Raw genomic sequence first — 19,352 nt, forward strand, 5'->3', positions numbered from 1 at the left:
AGTTATCAGCTTTTTTATACCATTTGCCATGACACAAACTGCCCTCGACAGATTTTGGGAGCTTGCAGGTGGGGCGATCGCCCTCAACCCGCAAGCCTTTGATCTGATTCAAACCCTACCCCAAGCTTCACTAGCAGCGTTATACATTATACTCGTTGCTGGGTTTTCTCAAGCTGTAGGTCAGGGGACGGTACTATTCATTAACCGAGTCAGACCACTTCGGTTTCTTCTGAGTCTATTCATTTCATCTGTGTTATTTGTATTCACCGTGTTATTTTGGGGTTTAAGTACATGGCTGGTGAGCTTTATACTATTTCATGCTAATATCCCCTATGACATCGTGTGGTCTACATTAGGATTCGCTTACGCACCGCTGATATTGAGTTTTTTAGTGGCATTGCCTTATTTGGGTGTGGCAATTCAAGTCTTGCTTTCTATTTGGACACTGTTAATATTTGTCATGGGCTTGCGTGTCGCCATTGGTATTGGTACTTGGCAAGCGCTATGGTGCGGTGTGTTGGGATGGGTTGTCTTTCAGATTGTGCAGCGCACTATTGGACGACCAGTTGCAATACTTGGCAAGTGGCTGTCTAATACAGTGGCGGGAACACACTTGGTGACAGATATGCAAGGAGTAGAACAACTTCTGCAAGCGGGACCGCAGATATTACGTAGAATGAACCAAAATAACGCAGGTGATAAAGGAGACAACACAAGAGTATGAATGTGAAGCGAGTGAGCATATTTTTAGGAATTGTTTTCATTGCCGTACTTTGTACTGTACTCTTTCCGGAACTGAGTCATCTGTGGTTAGGTTGGTACAACGCTTTGGGAGGTGCGTTAAAGCTAACAGTCGATTTGTTGCAAATTAGTTTTATAGCCATCCTCTTTGCTGGACTCCTAGCACCCCTCGAAGCGTTGGGTTGGTGGGCTGGTTGGTATGGTGATAAAGTTGATACTAAACTCAACCTAGGAATATTAGAACAACAAATCCCACCGCAAACAAATGTTGTTCGTTATGTTATTTACCTTGATGGCATTGGTCAAGCTTCATTCAAGTACTTCCCAGATGGCGATCAGTTTTTGCATGATTTAGCGATCGCTTTACCAGATAATATGGTGCTCATTAAAGGAATCATCCCTTATTCAGTCTTCAATCGACCACTGACCGAAGGTGGAATACTCTCGCCCTTTTGGCGCTTCGCTGAACGACGCAGTCAATCCAAGAATGGTGGTATCTTCAATGCTTTGCTCGCCTTAGCGATTAATATTCGCAATTTGCTTGTTGTTGCGGTTTCTGCTGACCAGCGCTTCGGACCAATTTATAATCAAGGTACAGCGCAGGTTATGTACAATAGCCTGATTAACCACGGTTACAAACCCGGTAGCGCAGTCCCAATTACACTGATTGGTTTCAGCGGTGGTGGACAGATAGCAATGGGAGCACTTTCTTATCTCAAGCAAGCACTAGACAAGGCACCCATTGAGGTCATTTCTTTAGCTGGCGTCATCAGTGGAAATACTAATGCACTATTAGCAGAACATCTTTACCATCTCGTGGGTGACAAAGACCCAGTTGAGCGCTTAGGTCCGATTTTGTTTCCAAAACGGTGGAAAGTCTTCTTCTTATCCTACTGGAACCGTGCCAAACGGCTAGGTAAAATCAGTTTTGTTTCACTCGGTCCAGTCGGTCATATGGGCGCGGGTGGTCCTTTAGATGCCAATAAATTCTTAAGTGATGGTCGCAGCTATCTGCGTCAAACAGTTGACATCATATCAGGAATTTTGCGAGACGAGTATCCCTACAATGAAGAACTCGTGATCACAAAGCTTAGCAATTACGAACGGTATCGAGAAGCTGCGTTTAATCGACCAGAATACTATCCTTTAAATCAGTCGGTCAACACAGAATTTTATGAACCAATCGCGCCTTGGATGGGAAGACTAATTTTACCGCCTCAAGATCAACGTGCTAATGGTGTTCTGTTTGAAGTGCATCACGCAGATGCGAAACACAAACATCTGGTAGGACAAGTCGTGTATTTGCAATGGATTGACGATCCTGAATCAAAAGTATCGGTTCAGTCAACCAAAAAGGATGTTCACTTCAACGCGGAAGCACTATACAACTACACACGGGGGAAAATTGTTCCGATTCGGATAAATCACTGGCGTCAGGTGACACCATTGGAGTCGCTGGCTGGTTCAAGACCGAATGATGATATAGTCGTGAAGCTGCGCGAGCCGATTGTGATCGAACAGAATGGGAAAATCACCCTTTCCATTATCAGTGAACCGGTGCAGATTTCTGGACGCTTTTACGGATTAGTCAAGTTTTTGCAGCCCATCCAGCCAGGAAGTGAACAGTTCCGAGTTATACATTTCAATCGTGCTTCCCGTAAGTTTAACTCTGTTGAGGAAGTCGTGCTTTTGCCTGAGGTGATTCCTTCTGAGCAAAATATTTCTTCATCAACCAAGGATGGTCTGGAAAAGTCTCCCCTGAACGAGACAGGCTGGTATATTTACGGTGCAAAAAACGCTGCCGGAATGTTTGTTGTGCAGGCGATCGCCCCCCGTGCTTTGTTGCGAGTCCAACCCCGAGAGGTGGTTGTTGGCAGAAAACTAGCGATGGAATTTCTCAAGAAACGCTCGTGGAATAATATCACCACAAAGAAAGGACAAATACAATCTGTGCTTTTGAATCGCAAGAGTAAAGATATTCCGCAAGCAGTGTCCAAATGGCGTGAAGGTGAGTGTGCTTTGCTTCTACACGTTTATGGCGGTATTGGCGGCAAAAAACGAGAAATCGCAGCGAAAGGCCCTGTTTACTTTGGTCATTCTGCGTATGGGGTGGCAGAAGTGGTGCGCGAACCCCTGACAGGAGAGTTACGCTTTGAGATTGAGTATCACCAAGTTTATTGTCACAACGTTGATGGGCTGATTGCAGGAACGCTTTCTTGGACTCGTTATATGGGCGATCGCCAGTTTGGTTGGTTAGGAATTCGCCCCGTTTGCGATACGCTGATAAAATTAGATGCTCTGACAAATGACTACGATGCCGATGAAGTCAAGCGTACACTCTTGGGAGTTTTGGTGCGTGAGTTGGAAATCATGACAGCGCGTTACCGGATTGGAGATGGGATGGGTGCAACTTATGTTGGTGCTGCAAACAACTGTGCTCAAGATTCTAACCAGGCATTATATGCAGCGATTAAAGTTATTCAGGCTGCCATTCAATTCGATGCTAAAGATATTGCGTATGCGATCAAAAATAATCCAGAGTTTAAAAACTGGTTACTTCGTCATCCCGAATATGCGACTAGTTTTAAGCAGTTGGTGAAGTTAGACAAAGCTATCAGACATGATCTGTTACCCTTTGGGATAGCACGAGCTGACTGGGAGGACTCTTCTACTACAAGTATAGGCAGTTCTCTTGCGGACAGTCCTCTACAACAAATCTTGAAAGCTTTGGTGAGTTGGCGAAGCATTTTACCACGAAAAGCGAATGATAGCGTGACTGAGATATTTCATAAACAGGGAGCGTGTTTATGGATACTTAGCACTAGCCAGGTAGGTAACTCAGATCCGGAGATTGCGGCGATCGCTCCTGTTACCTTTTAAGATTTTACTATTTCTTTGGCTTCACCAGCATCGATCATAACTCATATCATCTGGCTTTTGGTTTCACCTATTTAGTTATAGGAAACTAAAGCCGATTTGGGGTAATTTTTTAGAACAACTAATAAATTATGATCTGCTGTGAATATCTCGATTCTCGTAAAAACCTTTATTGCTGTCTTTGTTCTTGCAGATGCAGTTGGTAACATACCAATACTTTTGGTTCTTACTAAAGGCATGGAACCAGACAGCAGAAGCAGAGTTATAGATAAAGCCATAGTCGTAGCTATAGCAGTGCTTTTACTTTTTGCCTTTGGTGGTCAATTTATATTACGTTACTTGGACGTCAGCTTGGGGTCTTTGCGAGTTGCTGGGGGGCTACTGCTGTTGTTGATTGCTTTACAAATGCTTCAAGGAGACTTAGATACACCCGTTATTGATCAAGAACGTGATGTTGCAATTACTCCTCTTGCCTTGCCACTGCTAGCTGGACCAGGTACTCTGACAACAGTCATGCTCTTGATGTCGGAATCTCCCAGTCCACATCTTAGCGTTATCGTGGGTATTGTCGCGGCAATGTTTGTCACTTGGTTGATTTTGCGTTTGGGGAGTGGTATCGACAAGTGGATTGGCGTGGAAGGAGAAGTCATTATCACCCAGCTTTTGGGTTTTTTACTAGCAGCACTTGCAGTGGAAATTGGCAGTACTGGAATTAAGGAGTTGTTTTTCACTTAGTGAACTGCCCAGCAATACAGCTGGTGCTATCCTACAAGCAGAAAATGCTGATTTCAGTACTTGGGGAGAAAAAGAATGAAGCGCGATGAGGTTTTGGCAATTGTCGCAGCTCATCGGAAGCAGTTGCAAGCAATGGGGGTGAAGTCTTTAGAATTGTTTGGTTCGGTGGCACGGGATGAAGCTGATCCAGATAGTGATGTAGACTTTCTGGTAGAGTTTGATCGCCCAGTGGGATTGTTTGAATTTATTGAGGTGCGACTCTATTTAGAGGATGTTTTGGGGTGTTCGGTAGATATGGGAACGCAGGATGCTTTGAGGGAACATTTAAGAGAACCTGTTCTTAAGGATGTGATTCGTGCTCTTTAGAGACTGGTGGCTTCGTATTTAAGATGCAGAGCTTCTACGCACTTTTGGTGATTAGGTTCAAACAAGACCATTTTCCAACTGAAATTTGAGAATATTCTACAATAGGCGTTCTGCCAAAGGCAGAAGCGTTGCAAGAGCGTCTTGTAGAAAAGCTATCGCCTCATGTTAGTGTTTATATCATCGCCTAAAAGCTTTATTCTGTCAGACTATCAAGTTTAGCCAGTATTTTTAAGCCTTCTTCTGGATTGCCCGTCGCAGCCATTGCTTTAAATCTTGTATTGGCATCAAATTCGGCTATTGCTATGGTGGAAAGTTCTTCAATCAGCTTATTAACACTTATGCCTTTGGTTTGAGCAAGTTCTTTCAACCTATGATGCTTATCGTCTGGTAAACGAATAGTTAAAGTTGCCATTTTTGTTTAACTCCTAATAATTTCTTCGGGTTTTAATATTGATAAGCTAGGAAATAACAATTCAGCGTTTTGGAAATCTTTTACATTGTGAGTAGCAATAATTTGAGCATTACCCGCAACTGCTAATTCAATTAAGTGATTGTCAGCTTCGTCTTTTAAATTAGGTCGCCATAAATAGTAAATAGAAATCCATTTACTGACACTCATAAATGATGCAAGTAAAGTAGAAATTTCTTCACTAGTTAAAGAGCATTTGGCGGCAATTTCTGTTCGCTGAATGACTGACTCATACTCAGAAAATAAAGCATTTCCCATCAAAGGCTGATATTCACCTTTCAAGCAGCGTCGAATGAGTTCTCTGCTAGAGCCTTTAGAGCTAATCAGCGCACTAATAAAAACGCTGGTATCAACTACAATTTTAATTGCCATGTTATTATGATAGCATATACGCTATCACAAAACTTCGAGTCAAAAGACTTAAAAGCGATACGCCCTTGGCGTCTGCGCTCTGCGCAATCGCACGCTTCGCAACTTTGTCAAATAATTGTTGCGGTCGCTTCGTGCTGGTATTTCTAAAGTATAATTTTCTTCGCTACATAATTGCTGAAGTTCTTTAAAGACTGGAGCTAGAGATGTTTTCGCAGTTTTTTGCCGCCAGTTTAAAAATTCTTTAAAAAGCTCAGGATCTACAATTGCAGCCACTAATTCCTCTTGAGTATAAATTAGCTGAGGTTCAAGACTTGTAGCATTAATTATTAAAGGAAGCTGTTTTTTGGCTTCTTCAAGTGTCCATTTCATTGTAAAAACCTCCAAGTTTTGGAAGTATTGAATATAAAGGCTGTTCTCAAGTTAGCTTATTTTCCCAAGCGATACGCTAAGGGCGTCTGCGACTATGCGCGATTGCCCAAGGGGCAGTGGCAAAGCCAATCGCACTCTGAACAACTGTGTCTGATCAGCGATGTAAGCGCGACAAGAAGTAGAGCTTTTACGCACTTTTGATGATGGGATTGATGTGGGCGTTCTGCCACTATGCAGCAGCGAAGCGTTAGGTGAGGGGAAAGAAAACAAACCGCCTTAGCGCAGCGTGTCCGCAGGACATAGACGAGGACACTTCCGTGCGCACAGAAGTCTGAGGGTAATCTTAGACTACCGAAGGGAGTAGTTGAATTCCGAGTGCGTACAATCTTCCCTTTTTAGGACAATCGTGCCTGAAAGAACGGTAGACTAATAATGACGGAACGTTGGGATAAATCAACTTGGAAACACAAAGAACTGCCTCGTTTGTAGACAGCAACCATTTGCTGCTTGCACGCGATCAAGATCTGTTTGAGGTTGTTGGACAAAGAAACTTAAATAGAACAGCGATCGCAACACGTGAAATTAAGGAGGGCGAGGTCATCTATGACATCTTGCCTTACTTATCCAAAACAGATGCAGATTTTTTAAGTGTTCAGATTAGCACTCAAGAACATATTCTTGATCAGCTACTAGAAGCCATGAATCATTCTTGTTCTCCGACAACATTTGTAGATGTTCATCGGATGCAAGTGATTGCTGCAAGGGACATCTCGGTAGGAGAGGAGTTAACCTTCTTTTACCCTTCAACAGAATGGGAAATGGATAGACCATTTCAATGTCAATGTCAGTCTCCTCAATGCATTGGTTTTGTGGCTGGAGCTAAAAACTTATCAATTAGTCAAATGATTCAATTTCAACTTAATCTCCATATCAAAGGCTTGATAAAACATTCGTTGAATCTTGACTGAGAAAAAGACCAACTATTAATAATGGAACTTCCAAATATGTCGAGTAACAGATTATTTGGGTTTTTTCCCACTTTTAGTGATGAATGGGCGTGATTGCCAATTTATGCAACGTGGATTCTAAATTTCAGAGAACCTGAAATACCCAATTACTAAAATTGGATAACAGCTTAATTAATTTGTGATTCGACAATTGCGTTATGTGTGATACATATAGCGTCAAGCCACAGGCTTATTGCCACTTATAAGGACAATACACTTAGTGGGGTTATCCCAAAAAATTGCGTACCTCCCGCAGCAGATTTCGGCTGGATAGCTACAACCTAAGAGAATCCAATCAATTTATTTATGCAAACCGAAAACGCCTTGCACGTTAAAGGAATAATACTGCTGATTTTTATTAATTTAGTTGGGGCTACGACTTTCCCATTGACTAAAGATATAGTTAGTGATCTTTCACCAAGTGCATTGATCGCCACACGCTTTGTGTTAGCAGCAGTGTTTTTTGCCGTAAACTTACGGAGTCTCAACGCGCTTTTGCTTCGCGATGGTCTGATTTTAGGACTTTTATTCTTCCTCTACTTAGCTACCGAAACAATTGCACTTCAAACCATACCAGCAAACCGAGCAGTATTTATTGCCAGTCTGAGCGCACTCATTGTACCTCTGCTGGGATGGCTAAGCGGTCAGCGCGTGCTGCTGAGAACTTTCCTCGCTGCTGGACTCGCTGCGATCGGCATTGGGGTGATGTTTTGGGAAGGGGGAGAGTTAGGAATTGGCGATTTGTTGATGTTTAGTGGTGCTGTTGTTTATGCACTCTATACACTGTTCATAGAGCGAGTCACCTCACACCACCCTACTTTATCACTCACTAGTGTCCAACTGTTGTTCATTGGAGGGCTAGGGGCACTCTGGAGTAACTCGCAAGTCCTCAACCAATTTGAGGCAATAAGCCAGCACTGGAGAGCGATTGTTTACCTAGCGCTGGTGGCAACTGCTGCTGTCATCTGGCTTCAAACTTTGGTACAGCGCTGGATTTCAGCTTCCGAAACAGCCTTACTCTACACAATAGAGCCAGTGTTCTCGGCAATCTTCTCGTTTTGGCTACTTGACGAGCATCTTGGAATACGCGGTATAATTGGGGCGATTTTTGTCTTAGCTGCAGTGGTTTTAAGTCAAAGCGCTCAGAAGGGCGAGCCAGATATCGAAGTTAAGATACAGAGCAGCTAACCGATTGTTACCTTGTTGGTTATCTTAAATACTCGATGAACCTGATGTTAAAGAATCTTGCTATTAACTTTTTTGGAACTGTGTTTGGTGTCTCTAATATATCGCCTGATTTTTTACAAAAATATAAACTAAACAAGTATATTGAACTACTGCTCTAGCTGTAGAACAGCAACCTATAAACTACATAAAGCCACTAGAGAGCCGATCCGAAGCAATCTTCAAAATTCTACATTTAAGGAACAAACAATTATGCTGTCTAGCACTACCGCATTGCAAAGTTCAGAGGTAAAACGCTCTTTAATTATGAATCTCCTTTCTGAGAAATACAGTCAGGAGAAGATTCTCGTTGAACTGCAACAGGAGTTTGCTTGCAAGGGCTATGTCAAACTACCTAGCCTACTCAATAGTGAGGCGTTTTCCTTTCTTCAAGCAGAAGTCAAGAGGTTGGAACAATTTGTAACTAAGAGAAACTTTACGATGCCTGGTTACGAGACACCTCGTCTGATGAGTATTCTTGGAGGGAGAAGAATACTACAAGAGTCTCTAACATTATGGAGCCTGTACTCGAATTACGAAGTAGTCAAACTCATCCAAGCGATCATAGGAGGTAAGATTTACCCTTGTCTTCATGGAGATGAGTTTATGATAATGAACTGTCTGCTTTCTAATCAGGCAACTCACGGATGGCATCTAGATGATACAGCATATGTTCTCACATTAATTTTTGAAGCTCCTCCTGTGGAGAATGGCGGCTTGGTAGAGTTCGTACAAGGTTGGCGTGAGTGGTGTTCCAGTATTGGAGCTGCTCCTGAAGAAAAAATTAAGCCTGCTGTTGAAAAGGCTAGAGCAGAAAATCTTATTCAGGTGAAACACCATCTCCCAGGAGATGCATACTTACTTCGCGCCGATCAATGTCTTCATAGAGTGACAGAACTTGTCAGGGAAAACATCTGTCGTGTAGCAGTAAGCCTAGCCTATGAAGCAACACCTGATCCAAAATATGGATTCACAGCAACCAGACTCTACAGTGAAATTTGATAGTAGTGCTATATTTAAGCACAGCAATGCTGTGCCCCTACGACAGATGTGGTTCAAATAAATGAAAACTGCTGTAAAATCAAAAATCCCTATCCAGCAATTCCCAGCACTTTCCTTAGCACCACTTGGTCTTCTGACTTGGCTTTGAGGCGACCATTTTCCAAATCTCGAATCCAACTTTGGCTTTTACCTGCCATTTTCGCCAATTCTCTTTGGGAAAGCTTGAGATTTTTCCTTGCTTGCAAAATCTGTTCGCCTAGCAGATACCCTGCTGTGGTTTTTGATTTTGTTCGATTTTTTGTTGTGCGCTGCTTTTTTTGAGATGTAGTGGTTTGTTGCTCCCAGTCTGGAGGGAGTGTAAATGACAGAATCCGGGCATTCATTAACATGTTCCACTTGCCACGGGGAGCTGTATCCGTTAGGCTTGTCTTTGCGCTGCCGTCCTTAATCCAAAACTCTAAGGCATCATCTGGATCTTCAGGAATATCGACCAATTTCGCCCATAACGGTTGAATCGCTGCTGGGTATGTCACCGGATCGAAAGCTGGTTTGATACCATAGTGATTGAGGACTTCCAAATCGTTTTCAAAAGTTCGTAGCAGTCGCTTGCGTTCTTCTCGTTTTCTGCAAGCAAGCGTGACTTTCTCTTCACCGTAAGCAACACGCAGCAAGGTGGGAACTGTAATCCGCTGTTCTTTACCCATTTTAGTTTTGAACAACAACCACAGCATCAGTCGCGCTGCTCCTTCGTGTTGCTGCCAAATACTCATCACAGTCGTTAACAGGGATTTGGGCAAGCTACCATATTGATAAAATGTGGTTTGTTCTTTGCATCCTTGTTTGTTTAGGAAATACTGCGCCCATATACCTGCTTTGACTTTAAAAGTGAGTCCAACCAAATATTTGCACCCCAAGTCATCTTCTTGAAAGTGATGGTGAGTTTCTACTAAGTGCCACAAACGGCTTCCTTCCACTGAAAATCCCCTAATTCGACCTTGTTGGGGCCAATTAAGCGAGGTGATCAGCGAGCAAGTTTGCTGCACCAAGTTTTTCATTAAAGTCAATTTAGTAGCTTTGCTCAAGTCTTTGCGTTTCTCTAGCCCTAAATATTTCTCAATTTGGCGATCGTCGATGGTGAAGACTTGCTCCCAAGGCTGATCTAAAGCTGTTGCATGAGCTGCAAAAATCAAATGCATACAAGTTGCTCTGATATCGAGCTTCTCGACAACTCCTAATTCTGTTGCGAGTTCGCTTGCATTGCTTGGTTCGGTGATGTGAAATGCGATCGCCCCTCGCCCGTGGTTCACTTGTCGGCTATAACACGCCTTTCCGTATTCATCAATTTCCCAAGGTAGTGAAGAACGCTGTGCGAGTACATTGCAAGCCTCCCAGATAGCAATTGCCGATGCAAATGGGTTGCTCTTACCGTTGGCAAATAAATCTGGGCTAGTAGCATCTCTGATATCAACTTTACATCTGCCTCTTTTCGCTTGCATGGGGATGGGCAAGTTTATGGGACAACTAGCTACACATTGGGGTTTGGAATAATAGCCTTCGCAGTTGTTACATAGACTTGGGTCGATCCAGTATTCATTGTTCTCTAATTTTATTGCACCAGTAGGACATTGGGGACGGCAGTTGTCACATCCAACGCAACTGTTGTTAGGAATTGTATAAGACATAAGGCTTTTTCCTACTTTAATCGTTGAGATGTCTGGCTCAAGTCTCCCTGGATGTGTCCTCTTAATTGACTACTCACTACTGACTCACTACCACATTATTTTTCCGACAATAAGAAATTTTGCTTGCCGTACTACTTAACCACATCCTTATTTCGCGTATTCCATTGGAAGCTATTTAAGGCTTGTAACCAGAGCCTAATTTTTAATATTTCTTACTATTTAATATTTCATAAATATTTATTTCGGTTTGTTACTAATGAGCGAAACATGAGCTTATGGAGCTTATATATCAGAAGTCATTAAATATTTATTGGAAATGAGATTTTTTTTAAATTGTTATTGAATAACAAGTCTTCATTTGTTGTTTATTTCAAAGCGGATTCAAATTTGTAAGAACTTCTCACAACATTACAGTCAAACAGATGTGTAACGATAGCAGAACGGAACTTCATGGCAACGCTAACAGGATTAACATTTGGTGGTAAAACTTGGACACCCAAATTCGTTCAGGAAATTGACCAAGAAAAATGTATCGGCTGTGGTAGATGTTTTAAAATCTGCGGTCACAATGTACTGTTGTTAAAGGCAATGAACGAAGAAGGAGAATTTGTCGATGATGAGGATGATGATGAAATTGAAAAGAAAGTCATGACAGTTGCTAATCCAGATAACTGCGTGGGTTGTGAAGCTTGTGCCAGAATTTGTTCCAAGAACTGCTATACTCACTCCGCATTGAATAACTAGAGTTTTTGGGTTGTTCAGAAATTGGTTCAAAAGTTGCTGTTTAACCCTCCGGGTATCTCCTCACAAGACGCGCCTTTGAACGCCACTTTGCCAAACTCCTAAACACAGACATTGGGCATACGACACAAAGTGTCAAGGCGGCAAGTGGCTCACAAAAGTTTTAGATTTAGGTATCTAGAGAACAACTTCTCACTTTAGTAGCAAGGTAACGAGAGGGAAATATTTAAAGTTACAGGAACGTAAGAGTAAAAAGTTCACAGCAAACAAATTCGTACATCTTAAAGTGTAAGCTGTTAACAAATAAAAATTTGCTGCTTAGATAGGCTAAAGAATCACCAAGACTCTGATCGACCTCCTCTACAACTCAATTATCTGAAAGTGCAAAGCCTTGTACTTTAAGTTGAGAGATAGTTTTCCGTTTTTTGGGGGAATAAAAGAATTAAAAAATCTTAAAATTCCCCCGAGTTTTCCCTAAAAAACATAGAAAATAAATGTGGTGAATCAGCTAATTGTGCCATGAGGATCATTAGTCATTAATTACTAGTCATTAAAACTAAACAAATGATAAATGACAAGAAACACATGACTAAAGATGCTACTAGCAATTAGCTATGTAAGCAAGAGACACAACTACTCTGTTTTCTCGCTCTTACCATATATCAAGAGCACAGGATGCGGTGTACTGAGGTAAAACCCAGAAAATTACACCTTCAATGACGTTTTACCGACCAGGTATTTATGCAACAAATTCCTGTTTCACTATGGACCCTACTTGCTGGGATAGTAGTTACAGTTCTCAGCATTTGGGTTGGACAAAACCACAGTCTACTACCGATACAAGCATCGCAACAAGCGCCTTTGGTAGACGGTTTTTTTAACGTTATGCTTTCTATTGCCACCGCTCTGTTTTTGGTGGTAGAAGGAACCATTGTGATTTTTTTGGTTAAGTATCGTCACCGTCCAGGAGATGATACAGATGGCGTGCATGTTGAAGGCAACTTACCACTAGAAGTTTTTTGGACGGCTGTCCCATCTATTATCGTCCTCTGCTTAGGAATCTACAGCGTTGATGTTTTTAACCGCATGGGAGGGTTTGAAGTGGGGAGTCATCCTCATATGCCCCATTCCCCAGCTCATGTTGCCCAAATGCCAGGAAGTGCCATTGCTGCTACTCTAAGTGATGCCTCACTCGATGAGTCAGAAATCCCTTCCCCTGCACCAATCCCTAAAATTGGTATTGGCGCAACTCCCACAGAGCTAGGTAAACCAGCCGATTTGGTTGTCAACGTCACCGGAATGCAGTTTGCTTGGCTGTTCGACTACCCCGAAAGTGGAGTGAATACTGGAGAATTACACGTTCCAGTTGGTGCTGACGTGCTACTCAACATTTCTGCAACGGATGTGATTCACTCGTTTTGGGTGCCACAATTCCGGCTGAAGCAAGATGCCATTCCTGGTATTCCAACACAACTGCGATTTGTCGCCACCAAACCAGGTACATATCCAGTAGTTTGTACTGAACTTTGCGGCGGCTACCACGGCTCAATGAGAGCACAAGTTGTTGTTGACACGCCTCAAGAGTTTGAAAGCTGGCTCTCTGAAAACCGCATTGCCCAACAGCAAGACATGCAAAAAGCGGTTGCTAGCAATCCAGCAGACTTATCCACATCAGAGTTTCTTGCTCCCCACGCGCAACAAATGGGAGTCACAACTGCAACTCTGGCTCAAATTCAAAAATAGCTGTAAGGAGTCAGAAGTCACAAATCAGGAGTCAGGAGTCAATAATTATTATTCTCCCTACCTCCCCACCTCCTCATCGCCTCATCAGCTTAAACGAGCAAACTAAATGTTTAGCAGCTTATGACCCAAGTAGAACTTCCACGTAACACTCCACCCGAAGACAATCGATCTGGTAATCAGACGGTTGTCCAAAAACATCCCAAGGCGTGGAAATGGTACGATTACTTCACATTCAATACTGACCACAAGGTTATTGGTCTCCAATACCTGGTTACGGCATTCGTGTTTTATCTGATTGGTGGACTCATGGCTGTTGTCATGCGTGCCGAACTGGCGACACCAGATGCAGATTTAATTGACCCTAACCTGTATAACGCCTTCATGACCAATCACGGGACGATCATGATTTTCTTATGGATCGTACCCAGTGCAATTGGTGGATTTGGTAACTATCTAGTGCCATTGATGATTGGCGCTAGGGATATGGCTTTTCCCAAGCTGAATGCGATCGCCTTTTGGTTAAACCCACCCGCTGGCTTACTGCTAGCAGCTAGCTTCATCTTCGGTGGCTCGCAATCTGGTTGGACAGCTTACCCACCCCTAAGCTTAGTCACAGCTAACACCGCTCAAAGCCTGTGGATACTTGCCATTGTCTTGGTAGGAACATCCTCAATTTTGGGTTCGCTGAACTTTGTCATCACCATCTGGAAGATGAAAGTTCCCAGTATGAAATGGGATCAATTGCCCTTGTTCTGCTGGGCAATTATGGCAACCTCCGTGCTCGCACTTCTCTCCACACCTGTGTTAGCAGCGGGGTTAGTGTTGCTGTTGTTTGACATCAATTTTGGGACATCGTTCTTTAAACCAGATGCAGGCGGTAACGTTGTTATTTACCAACACTTATTCTGGTTCTATTCCCATCCGGCAGTTTATCTGATGATTCTGCCTATCTTCGGCATCATGTCCGAGGTGATTCCGGTTCACGCGCGTAAGTCAATCTTTGGGTATAAGGCGATCGCCTATTCCAGTTTGGCAATCTGCGTCGTGGGTTTGTTCGTCTGGGTACACCACATGTTTACCAGCGGTACACCTGGTTGGATGCGGATGTTCTTCACTATCTCCACCCTAATTGTTGCCGTTCCCACTGGCGTGAAGATTTTCGGCTGGGTAGCAACCCTTTGGGGCGGTAAAATTCGCTTCACAACTGCCATGCTCTTCGCCCTTGGCTTGTTGTCGATGTTTGTCATGGGTGGCTTAAGCGGCGTGACAATGGGAACAGCCCCCTTTGATATGCACGTCCACGACACCTATTATGTGGTGGGGCACTTCCACTACGTCTTGTTTGGTGGTTCCGTGTTTGGTATCTACTCCGGAATCTATCACTGGTTCCCGAAAATGACCGGACGAATGGTGAATGAAACCTTAGGTCGTATTCACTTTATCCTCACCTTCATTGGCACAAATCTCACCTTCCTACCCATGCACGAGTTGGGTTTACAAGGAATGCCCCGACGAGTTGCAATGTATGATCCGCAATTTGTCAGCCTGAATCAGATTTGTACCATTGGTGCTTATGTCTTGGCGGTCTCAGTGATTCCGTTTACCATCAACATTCTCTGGAGTTGGGTTGCTGGAGCAAAAGCAGGTGATAATCCTTGGAATGCTCTGACTTTAGAATGGACAACCAGCTCACCACCACTGATTGAAAACTGGGAAGAATTGCCCGTCGTTACTCACGGTCCCTACGACTACGGTTTGAACCATAGTCTTGAGGTACAGCCATCTGCTGCAACTCAGGTCGGTGCTTAGTACACAATTGCCAGGGGTTAAAATCCCTGGCTGATAACAAAAGCTTACCAACTCAGATCTTGCACCACTATCAATAACGCTATTTTTGTAGGGGAGCCAGTGCGTTGGACGGGTTTCCCGGCTTGAAGCATCTGGCGTTGGGCACTGCCTACCAACATTAAAATGAGGGTTTGCGATTTTGATGGGCAGTGCCCACCCTACGTTTGTTGAGAATGGTGCAAGTTATCAACCAAGGTGGTTTTGGGTCCATTTTAATGGACTTGGGCTATAAGCCCGGAACTTCAGTTCTGGGCGAGTAAGGGGTCTTCGCTTCACCCGTTTTGACACATACTCACAGCGCAGACGATATGACTATAGCAACATCGACGAGTACAGAACATCATCACGAAGAACATCCAGATTTACGAGTCTTGGGACTGTTAGTGTTCCTCGCCTCTGAATCTCTGATGTTTGGTGGATTTTTTGCCAGTTATTTATTCTTTCGAGGCATTACCGAAGTTTGGCCTCCAGAAGGAACCGAAGTAGAGTTATTGTTGCCTGCAATTAACACTATCATTCTGGTTTCCAGCAGTTTTGTGATTCACTTGGGTGATACAGCAATCAAAAAGAATGATGTCCAAGGTATGCAGAAGTGGTACAAAATCACCGCTATCATGGGCGCAATTTTCTTAGTCGGTCAGGTAATTGAGTATCTCAGTTTAGGATACGGCTTGACGACCAATGTCTTTTCCAACTGTTTTTACTTAATGACTGGATTCCACGGTTTGCACGTTCTTGTCGGAGTGTTATTAATTTTGGGTGTGGTATGGCGTTCCCGCCGTCCCGGTCACTATTCTGACACCAAACACACTGGCATTGCAATGGCAGAAATTTATTGGCACTTTGTAGACATCATTTGGATTGTTCTTTTCACCCTGTTGTACATTCTCACCAGGTTTTAAATTGAGAGTCGGGAATAGGAAATTGGTAATACCTATTCCCCATTCCTAAAGGAGAAGTCTTATGCAAGTTGATACCGAAAAATTTTCATGGTTTGAGGTTCCAGAGGACATCAAACAGTTGTTAATATTGGCTGCCGAACATTGGGAAAATACTTCCGAATCAGAAAATTATATTAACCAAGCTTTAGCAAAAACGCAAGAGAGCACTGATGTCTTAGTGGCAGCATATAGATACTTTTTCTATAAAAATAACTATCACATGGCGTGGCGAACAGCAGTTAAAGTTCTAGAAAAAGTTAAAACATCAGAGCATTTACCTGAGGATTGGCAGCAACTTAAGCAAATATTAATCACTCGTCAAGAAGAACAAAATATTAGATTATATCTAACTGCTTATGCAGCTTCTGGACTGGTCTTGGCAAAACTAGGAGATATAGAAAAAGCTAAAGAAATCAGTGCGAAAGTCAAGGAAGTAGATAAAAAAAATGAATTTGGAGGAAGTATTGTACACAATATTTTGACACGTCCAGTCGAAGAAGATGAATAAATTATGTAAGAATTCAGGAGTTAGCAGTAATTAACCCAATCTAAAATCTAAAATCTAAATTTTTGTACCCCAATAGCTACAATCACTTGATTCATGCTGTATTCTGGATTCCCCGATCCAGAATTATTACTAAATAATAAGTTATCAAGTTTTAAGTTGATGCTCAATATATCATTGATTATACGGTCTAAAACATATGAAAGGAAGGGATTGGCTTGTTACTGAAGACGGGCAGTATCAAACCTGTCAATCTGTCAGACCATGGGACTTACTCAGAGAGAATTATCGCTTTTATCGATTCCTGACTGAAGTAGAAGATGCTCTCAGTAATACTGAAGATCAAACCAGTCATCTTCCAGAAATTCGGATGTTAGTCAGGCGGTTAATTGTTAACTCGTACTGGGTACAAAGTCGATATTTAGAGCCTTCTTCTAAAACAGGAGTTTCTGTTGTTCTTCTTTATGATGAGTTAGGTTTTCCTTTTACTGTACAAACGGTAACATTTGCGCCAGGAACGTTATCAACTATTCACAATCATGGAACTTGGGGTATTGTCGCTGTGTTAAAAGGAGAAGAAAAAAATACATTTTGGCAGCGAACCCCTAATTCAGAATTTCAGGATAAAATTGAACGAACAGGAGAATTAACTTTATTTCCAGGGGATATTATTAGCTTGACTCCTGATGCAATTCACAGCGTGGAGGCAGTGGGTTCTCAACCAACTGTAACCTTCAATATTTATGGTGAAACTCGTATGCAAGATCGTTTTGAATTTGATACAGTGAGCCATACGGCGAAGAATTTTTAATCTTTTAATTTCTCTGCGTTTCTCTGCGGTTCCAAATAGCCCCATACCGGATTGTTGCAAGAAATTAACTAATTAGGACGATACTATGGCAACAGTAATTTTCTATGAAAAACCAGGCTGTCAAGGTGGTACAAAGCAAAAAACTTTGCTTACAGCTGCAGGTCATCAAGTCATAGCATACAACTTGCTCACTGAACCTTGGACTGCTGAACGTTTACGCTCATTTTTTGGCGATCGCCCTGTATCTGAATGGTTTAATCGTTCTGCCAAACGGGTAAAATCTGGTGAGATAGTTCCGGAAAATTTGGATGCCCAAACAGCCTTAATGCTGATGTTAAAAGAGCCACTATTAATTCGCCGTCCTTTGATGGAAGTGGGCGATCGCCGTGAAGTCGGCTTTGAGGTAGAAAAAATAGATGCTTGGATTGGCTTAATACCCAAGGATGCAACTCTTAAAGACATTACTGAAAAACTGATGCATCAAGATTTGCAAACTTGTTCTCATAACTCTGAACATAAACATCAGCCAGGTTAGTGCAACCACTAGATCACTTGATTAGACCAATGCACAAAAGTGCTTTTTGCACTCTTGTGGGAAAAGGTTAAAGGGGAAAAGGAAAAAACACAACCTTTCCCTTTTCCCGACAACTACCAGGAAATCTATTTACTCCTGAGATGGCTTGGGCGGATTGCATTTGAGCAATGCGCCCTTTTTGCTCTGAACCAAACTCTCTCTTTAGAAAGATTATACATAATTCCAAAGAGTTATTTGTTAAAAAAAATACTCTATTTAAGATAAGGTTAAATACCATAAAATAAATATCGCTAAACTGATGGAAGATCAAAATCAAAAAGACAAAGACAGCTTTCTTCATCCTCGTGGTCGCTACTATGGTCAATTTAAGCCCAAAAACTTAGTATTTAACGCTAATCTCCAACAATTCGCTCAAAAAATAGGCTATATCACGTCTTTAGAAACATCTGGCAAAATCTCTCCCTCAGATGCTTACAACCAGATTAAAGCACTATGGAAACAGTTAAAACGCAGCAAAAAACAGCTTGGCATTGGTAACGAACCACCAAGTGAACCAGAATCACCAGATGTTACGTGAAATCCGATGCATCACATAACCATATCTTAATCAAAAAGATTTGACTTTAAAGTACAACAAGCTTATTGAAACCCTTGTTGGATTTCCTCTGCAACCCGCTTAAGCCGACGCAGTTGAGATTGCATATCTTGTTTTGTCCAATTTTGGGCAAAGGTTTTGAAACCCCAACTGACAAGAGGGTTGGGAATCTCGAACTCAAAGCGGTTAACTAGACAGGTTCCTTTGTCTAGAGGTTGACATTCCCAAACGTCGCGCCCTTTAAAAAAACCCTGGAACTCCCACACAACCAAACCGGGCTGTCTTTCCACTACTGTGCTATCCAATGTCGGCTTTATGACTGGTATTTGAATCACAAACCGACTTTTGCTACCAACATTGGTACTCCACACACCAACAGGTTCGCAACGCAAGACGGGATTGAGCCAGCGATGCATAAGAGTATTTTCGGTAATGCAGCGTTCCACAGTTGTGGCTGTGGCGTTAATTTGAATTGACTGTTCAAAGACTTGAGACATTCCACATCTTTTTTGGTATGGCTGCATTTAGAGTAACGCGAAATTCCGCACTGCCAACGGATTTGTAAAAGTATGGCAACTCAGTTGAGTGTTGCTCTGTATATGGTATAAATACTCTATTGTTTAAGAAAATCAAAAAAAAGTATCAAAGTCAAAAAATTACTCTTGATATTCATTTTTTTGTAGAACTTTGCTGGTAAATTTATAGACAAAACGCTGATAATTTACGGAAGCGTAGGATTATCAGGACAATTTACATCAGAAACATCTAGGTGTTTTCTGCAATAACACT

At 42.3% G+C, this 19,352-nt stretch carries 20 protein-coding genes; 15 read left to right on the forward strand and 5 right to left on the reverse strand.

Translation table 11 applies throughout. The annotated features are described in order from the left end of the window. The first annotated feature begins 28 nt into the window (after window positions 1–28). From DP114_RS11635 to DP114_RS11650, 4 genes are all read left to right on the forward strand, one after another. The gene (locus DP114_RS11635; protein ID WP_171976141.1) at window positions 29–724 is read left to right on the forward strand and encodes a hypothetical protein; all 696 of its coding nucleotides are present in this window, start codon (window positions 29–31) and stop codon (window positions 722–724) included. Next, window positions 721–3,621, forward strand: a complete 2,901-nt coding sequence (locus DP114_RS11640; protein WP_171976142.1) for a CAAX protease — start codon at window positions 721–723, stop codon at window positions 3,619–3,621. Before DP114_RS11635 ends, DP114_RS11640 begins: the two co-directional genes overlap by 4 nt. 138 nt (window positions 3,622–3,759) lie before the next feature. Continuing rightward, window positions 3,760–4,353 (forward strand): MarC family protein, encoded by a 594-nt coding sequence (locus DP114_RS11645; protein WP_169264383.1) that lies wholly within the window; start codon window positions 3,760–3,762, stop codon window positions 4,351–4,353. Window positions 4,354–4,428: 75 nt separating this feature from the next. After that, window positions 4,429–4,719 (forward strand): nucleotidyltransferase family protein, encoded by a 291-nt coding sequence (locus tag DP114_RS11650; protein WP_171976143.1) that lies wholly within the window; start codon window positions 4,429–4,431, stop codon window positions 4,717–4,719. Window positions 4,720–4,912: 193 nt separating this feature from the next. Here DP114_RS11650 and DP114_RS11655 read toward each other — a convergent pair whose 3' ends face one another. Genes DP114_RS11655 through DP114_RS11665 form a run of 3 tightly spaced genes read right to left on the reverse strand, consistent with a single transcriptional unit; the run spans window position 4,913 to window position 5,929 of the window. Next, a complete protein-coding gene (locus DP114_RS11655) occupies window positions 4,913–5,131 on the reverse strand; it encodes a toxin-antitoxin system HicB family antitoxin (RefSeq protein ID WP_171976144.1) in 219 nt (72 codons plus the stop codon). Window positions 5,132–5,137: 6 nt separating this feature from the next. Further along, window positions 5,138–5,560, reverse strand: coding sequence for a putative toxin-antitoxin system toxin component, PIN family (locus tag DP114_RS11660; protein ID WP_171976145.1), 423 nt, complete (start codon window positions 5,558–5,560; stop codon window positions 5,138–5,140). A gap of 48 nt (window positions 5,561–5,608) precedes the next feature. Further along, the gene (locus tag DP114_RS11665; protein ID WP_246163124.1) at window positions 5,609–5,929 is read right to left on the reverse strand and encodes a prevent-host-death protein; all 321 of its coding nucleotides are present in this window, start codon (window positions 5,927–5,929) and stop codon (window positions 5,609–5,611) included. Between the two features lie 458 nt (window positions 5,930–6,387). Here DP114_RS11665 and DP114_RS11670 point away from each other — a divergent pair, with 458 nt between their 5' ends. The 3 genes from DP114_RS11670 (at window position 6,388) to DP114_RS11680 (ending at window position 9,162) form a co-directional block, all read left to right on the forward strand. Then, window positions 6,388–6,897, forward strand: coding sequence for an SET domain-containing protein (locus tag DP114_RS11670; RefSeq protein ID WP_246163126.1), 510 nt, complete (start codon window positions 6,388–6,390; stop codon window positions 6,895–6,897). Between the two features lie 345 nt (window positions 6,898–7,242). Beyond that, a complete protein-coding gene (locus DP114_RS11675) occupies window positions 7,243–8,124 on the forward strand; it encodes a DMT family transporter (RefSeq protein WP_169264387.1) in 882 nt (293 codons plus the stop codon). Window positions 8,125–8,373: 249 nt separating this feature from the next. Continuing rightward, entirely contained in the window at window positions 8,374–9,162 is a 789-nt protein-coding gene (locus DP114_RS11680; RefSeq protein WP_169264388.1) for a HalD/BesD family halogenase, read from the forward strand. Window positions 9,163–9,251: 89 nt separating this feature from the next. Here the strand turns inward: DP114_RS11680 and DP114_RS11685 are convergent, their stop codons facing one another. Further along, window positions 9,252–10,844, reverse strand: coding sequence for a helix-turn-helix domain-containing protein (locus DP114_RS11685; RefSeq protein ID WP_171976146.1), 1,593 nt, complete (start codon window positions 10,842–10,844; stop codon window positions 9,252–9,254). A gap of 450 nt (window positions 10,845–11,294) precedes the next feature. Between DP114_RS11685 and fdxB the strand changes: the two genes are divergently transcribed. The 8 genes from fdxB to DP114_RS11725 all read left to right on the forward strand — a co-directional run bounded on the left by fdxB (window position 11,295) and on the right by DP114_RS11725 (window position 18,545). Continuing rightward, window positions 11,295–11,588 (forward strand): ferredoxin III, nif-specific, encoded by a 294-nt coding sequence (gene fdxB / locus DP114_RS11690; protein WP_171976147.1) that lies wholly within the window; start codon window positions 11,295–11,297, stop codon window positions 11,586–11,588. 738 nt (window positions 11,589–12,326) lie between these two features. Then, window positions 12,327–13,328: a cytochrome c oxidase subunit II gene (locus DP114_RS11695; protein ID WP_171976148.1), complete on the forward strand. Its 1,002-nt coding sequence runs from the start codon at window positions 12,327–12,329 to the stop codon at window positions 13,326–13,328. Window positions 13,329–13,448: 120 nt separating this feature from the next. Further along, on the forward strand, window positions 13,449–15,137 hold the full coding sequence (ctaD, locus tag DP114_RS11700) for a cytochrome c oxidase subunit I (protein WP_171976149.1): 1,689 nt from the start codon (window positions 13,449–13,451) through the stop codon (window positions 15,135–15,137). A gap of 347 nt (window positions 15,138–15,484) precedes the next feature. Further along, entirely contained in the window at window positions 15,485–16,078 is a 594-nt protein-coding gene (locus DP114_RS11705) for a cytochrome c oxidase subunit 3 (protein WP_169264392.1), read from the forward strand. A 61-nt stretch (window positions 16,079–16,139) separates the two neighbouring features. Then, window positions 16,140–16,625 (forward strand): hypothetical protein, encoded by a 486-nt coding sequence (locus tag DP114_RS11710; protein WP_171976150.1) that lies wholly within the window; start codon window positions 16,140–16,142, stop codon window positions 16,623–16,625. 196 nt (window positions 16,626–16,821) lie between these two features. Beyond that, window positions 16,822–17,433, forward strand: a complete 612-nt coding sequence (locus DP114_RS11715) for a cysteine dioxygenase family protein (protein ID WP_169264394.1) — start codon at window positions 16,822–16,824, stop codon at window positions 17,431–17,433. Window positions 17,434–17,518: 85 nt separating this feature from the next. Further along, window positions 17,519–17,968 (forward strand): ArsC/Spx/MgsR family protein, encoded by a 450-nt coding sequence (locus tag DP114_RS11720; RefSeq protein ID WP_169264395.1) that lies wholly within the window; start codon window positions 17,519–17,521, stop codon window positions 17,966–17,968. A gap of 298 nt (window positions 17,969–18,266) precedes the next feature. After that, window positions 18,267–18,545 (forward strand): DUF7219 family protein, encoded by a 279-nt coding sequence (locus DP114_RS11725; RefSeq protein WP_169264396.1) that lies wholly within the window; start codon window positions 18,267–18,269, stop codon window positions 18,543–18,545. A gap of 62 nt (window positions 18,546–18,607) precedes the next feature. On the opposite strand, the gene DP114_RS11730 is transcribed toward DP114_RS11725, so the two are convergent. After that, window positions 18,608–19,060 (reverse strand): SRPBCC family protein, encoded by a 453-nt coding sequence (locus DP114_RS11730; protein ID WP_171976151.1) that lies wholly within the window; start codon window positions 19,058–19,060, stop codon window positions 18,608–18,610. Window positions 19,061–19,352 lie beyond the last annotated feature (292 nt).

The organism is Brasilonema sennae CENA114, assembly GCF_006968745.1.
Lineage (GTDB): Bacteria > Cyanobacteriota > Cyanobacteriia > Cyanobacteriales > Nostocaceae > Brasilonema > Brasilonema sennae.

What these genes read in the sequence shown, in the direction of transcription:
- fdxB (WP_171976147.1), top strand. Translation starts at nt 11,295, where the DNA reads ATGGCAACGCTAACAGGATTAACATTTGGTGGTAAAACTTGGACACCC.
- DP114_RS11720 (WP_169264395.1), top strand. Translation starts at nt 17,519, where the DNA reads ATGGCAACAGTAATTTTCTATGAAAAACCAGGCTGTCAAGGTGGTACA.
- DP114_RS11695 (WP_171976148.1), top strand. Translation starts at nt 12,327, where the DNA reads ATGCAACAAATTCCTGTTTCACTATGGACCCTACTTGCTGGGATAGTA.
- DP114_RS11655 (WP_171976144.1), bottom strand. Translation starts at nt 5,131, where the DNA reads ATGGCAACTTTAACTATTCGTTTACCAGACGATAAGCATCATAGGTTG.
- DP114_RS11665 (WP_246163124.1), bottom strand. Translation starts at nt 5,929, where the DNA reads ATGAAATGGACACTTGAAGAAGCCAAAAAACAGCTTCCTTTAATAATT.
- DP114_RS11650 (WP_171976143.1), top strand. Translation starts at nt 4,429, where the DNA reads ATGAAGCGCGATGAGGTTTTGGCAATTGTCGCAGCTCATCGGAAGCAG.
- DP114_RS11640 (WP_171976142.1), top strand. Translation starts at nt 721, where the DNA reads ATGAATGTGAAGCGAGTGAGCATATTTTTAGGAATTGTTTTCATTGCC.
- DP114_RS11725 (WP_169264396.1), top strand. Translation starts at nt 18,267, where the DNA reads ATGGAAGATCAAAATCAAAAAGACAAAGACAGCTTTCTTCATCCTCGT.
- DP114_RS11705 (WP_169264392.1), top strand. Translation starts at nt 15,485, where the DNA reads ATGACTATAGCAACATCGACGAGTACAGAACATCATCACGAAGAACAT.
- DP114_RS11715 (WP_169264394.1), top strand. Translation starts at nt 16,822, where the DNA reads ATGAAAGGAAGGGATTGGCTTGTTACTGAAGACGGGCAGTATCAAACC.
- ctaD (WP_171976149.1), top strand. Translation starts at nt 13,449, where the DNA reads ATGACCCAAGTAGAACTTCCACGTAACACTCCACCCGAAGACAATCGA.
- DP114_RS11660 (WP_171976145.1), bottom strand. Translation starts at nt 5,560, where the DNA reads ATGGCAATTAAAATTGTAGTTGATACCAGCGTTTTTATTAGTGCGCTG.
- DP114_RS11635 (WP_171976141.1), top strand. Translation starts at nt 29, where the DNA reads ATGACACAAACTGCCCTCGACAGATTTTGGGAGCTTGCAGGTGGGGCG.
- DP114_RS11730 (WP_171976151.1), bottom strand. Translation starts at nt 19,060, where the DNA reads ATGTCTCAAGTCTTTGAACAGTCAATTCAAATTAACGCCACAGCCACA.
- DP114_RS11675 (WP_169264387.1), top strand. Translation starts at nt 7,243, where the DNA reads ATGCAAACCGAAAACGCCTTGCACGTTAAAGGAATAATACTGCTGATT.
- DP114_RS11710 (WP_171976150.1), top strand. Translation starts at nt 16,140, where the DNA reads ATGCAAGTTGATACCGAAAAATTTTCATGGTTTGAGGTTCCAGAGGAC.
- DP114_RS11680 (WP_169264388.1), top strand. Translation starts at nt 8,374, where the DNA reads ATGCTGTCTAGCACTACCGCATTGCAAAGTTCAGAGGTAAAACGCTCT.
- DP114_RS11685 (WP_171976146.1), bottom strand. Translation starts at nt 10,844, where the DNA reads ATGTCTTATACAATTCCTAACAACAGTTGCGTTGGATGTGACAACTGC.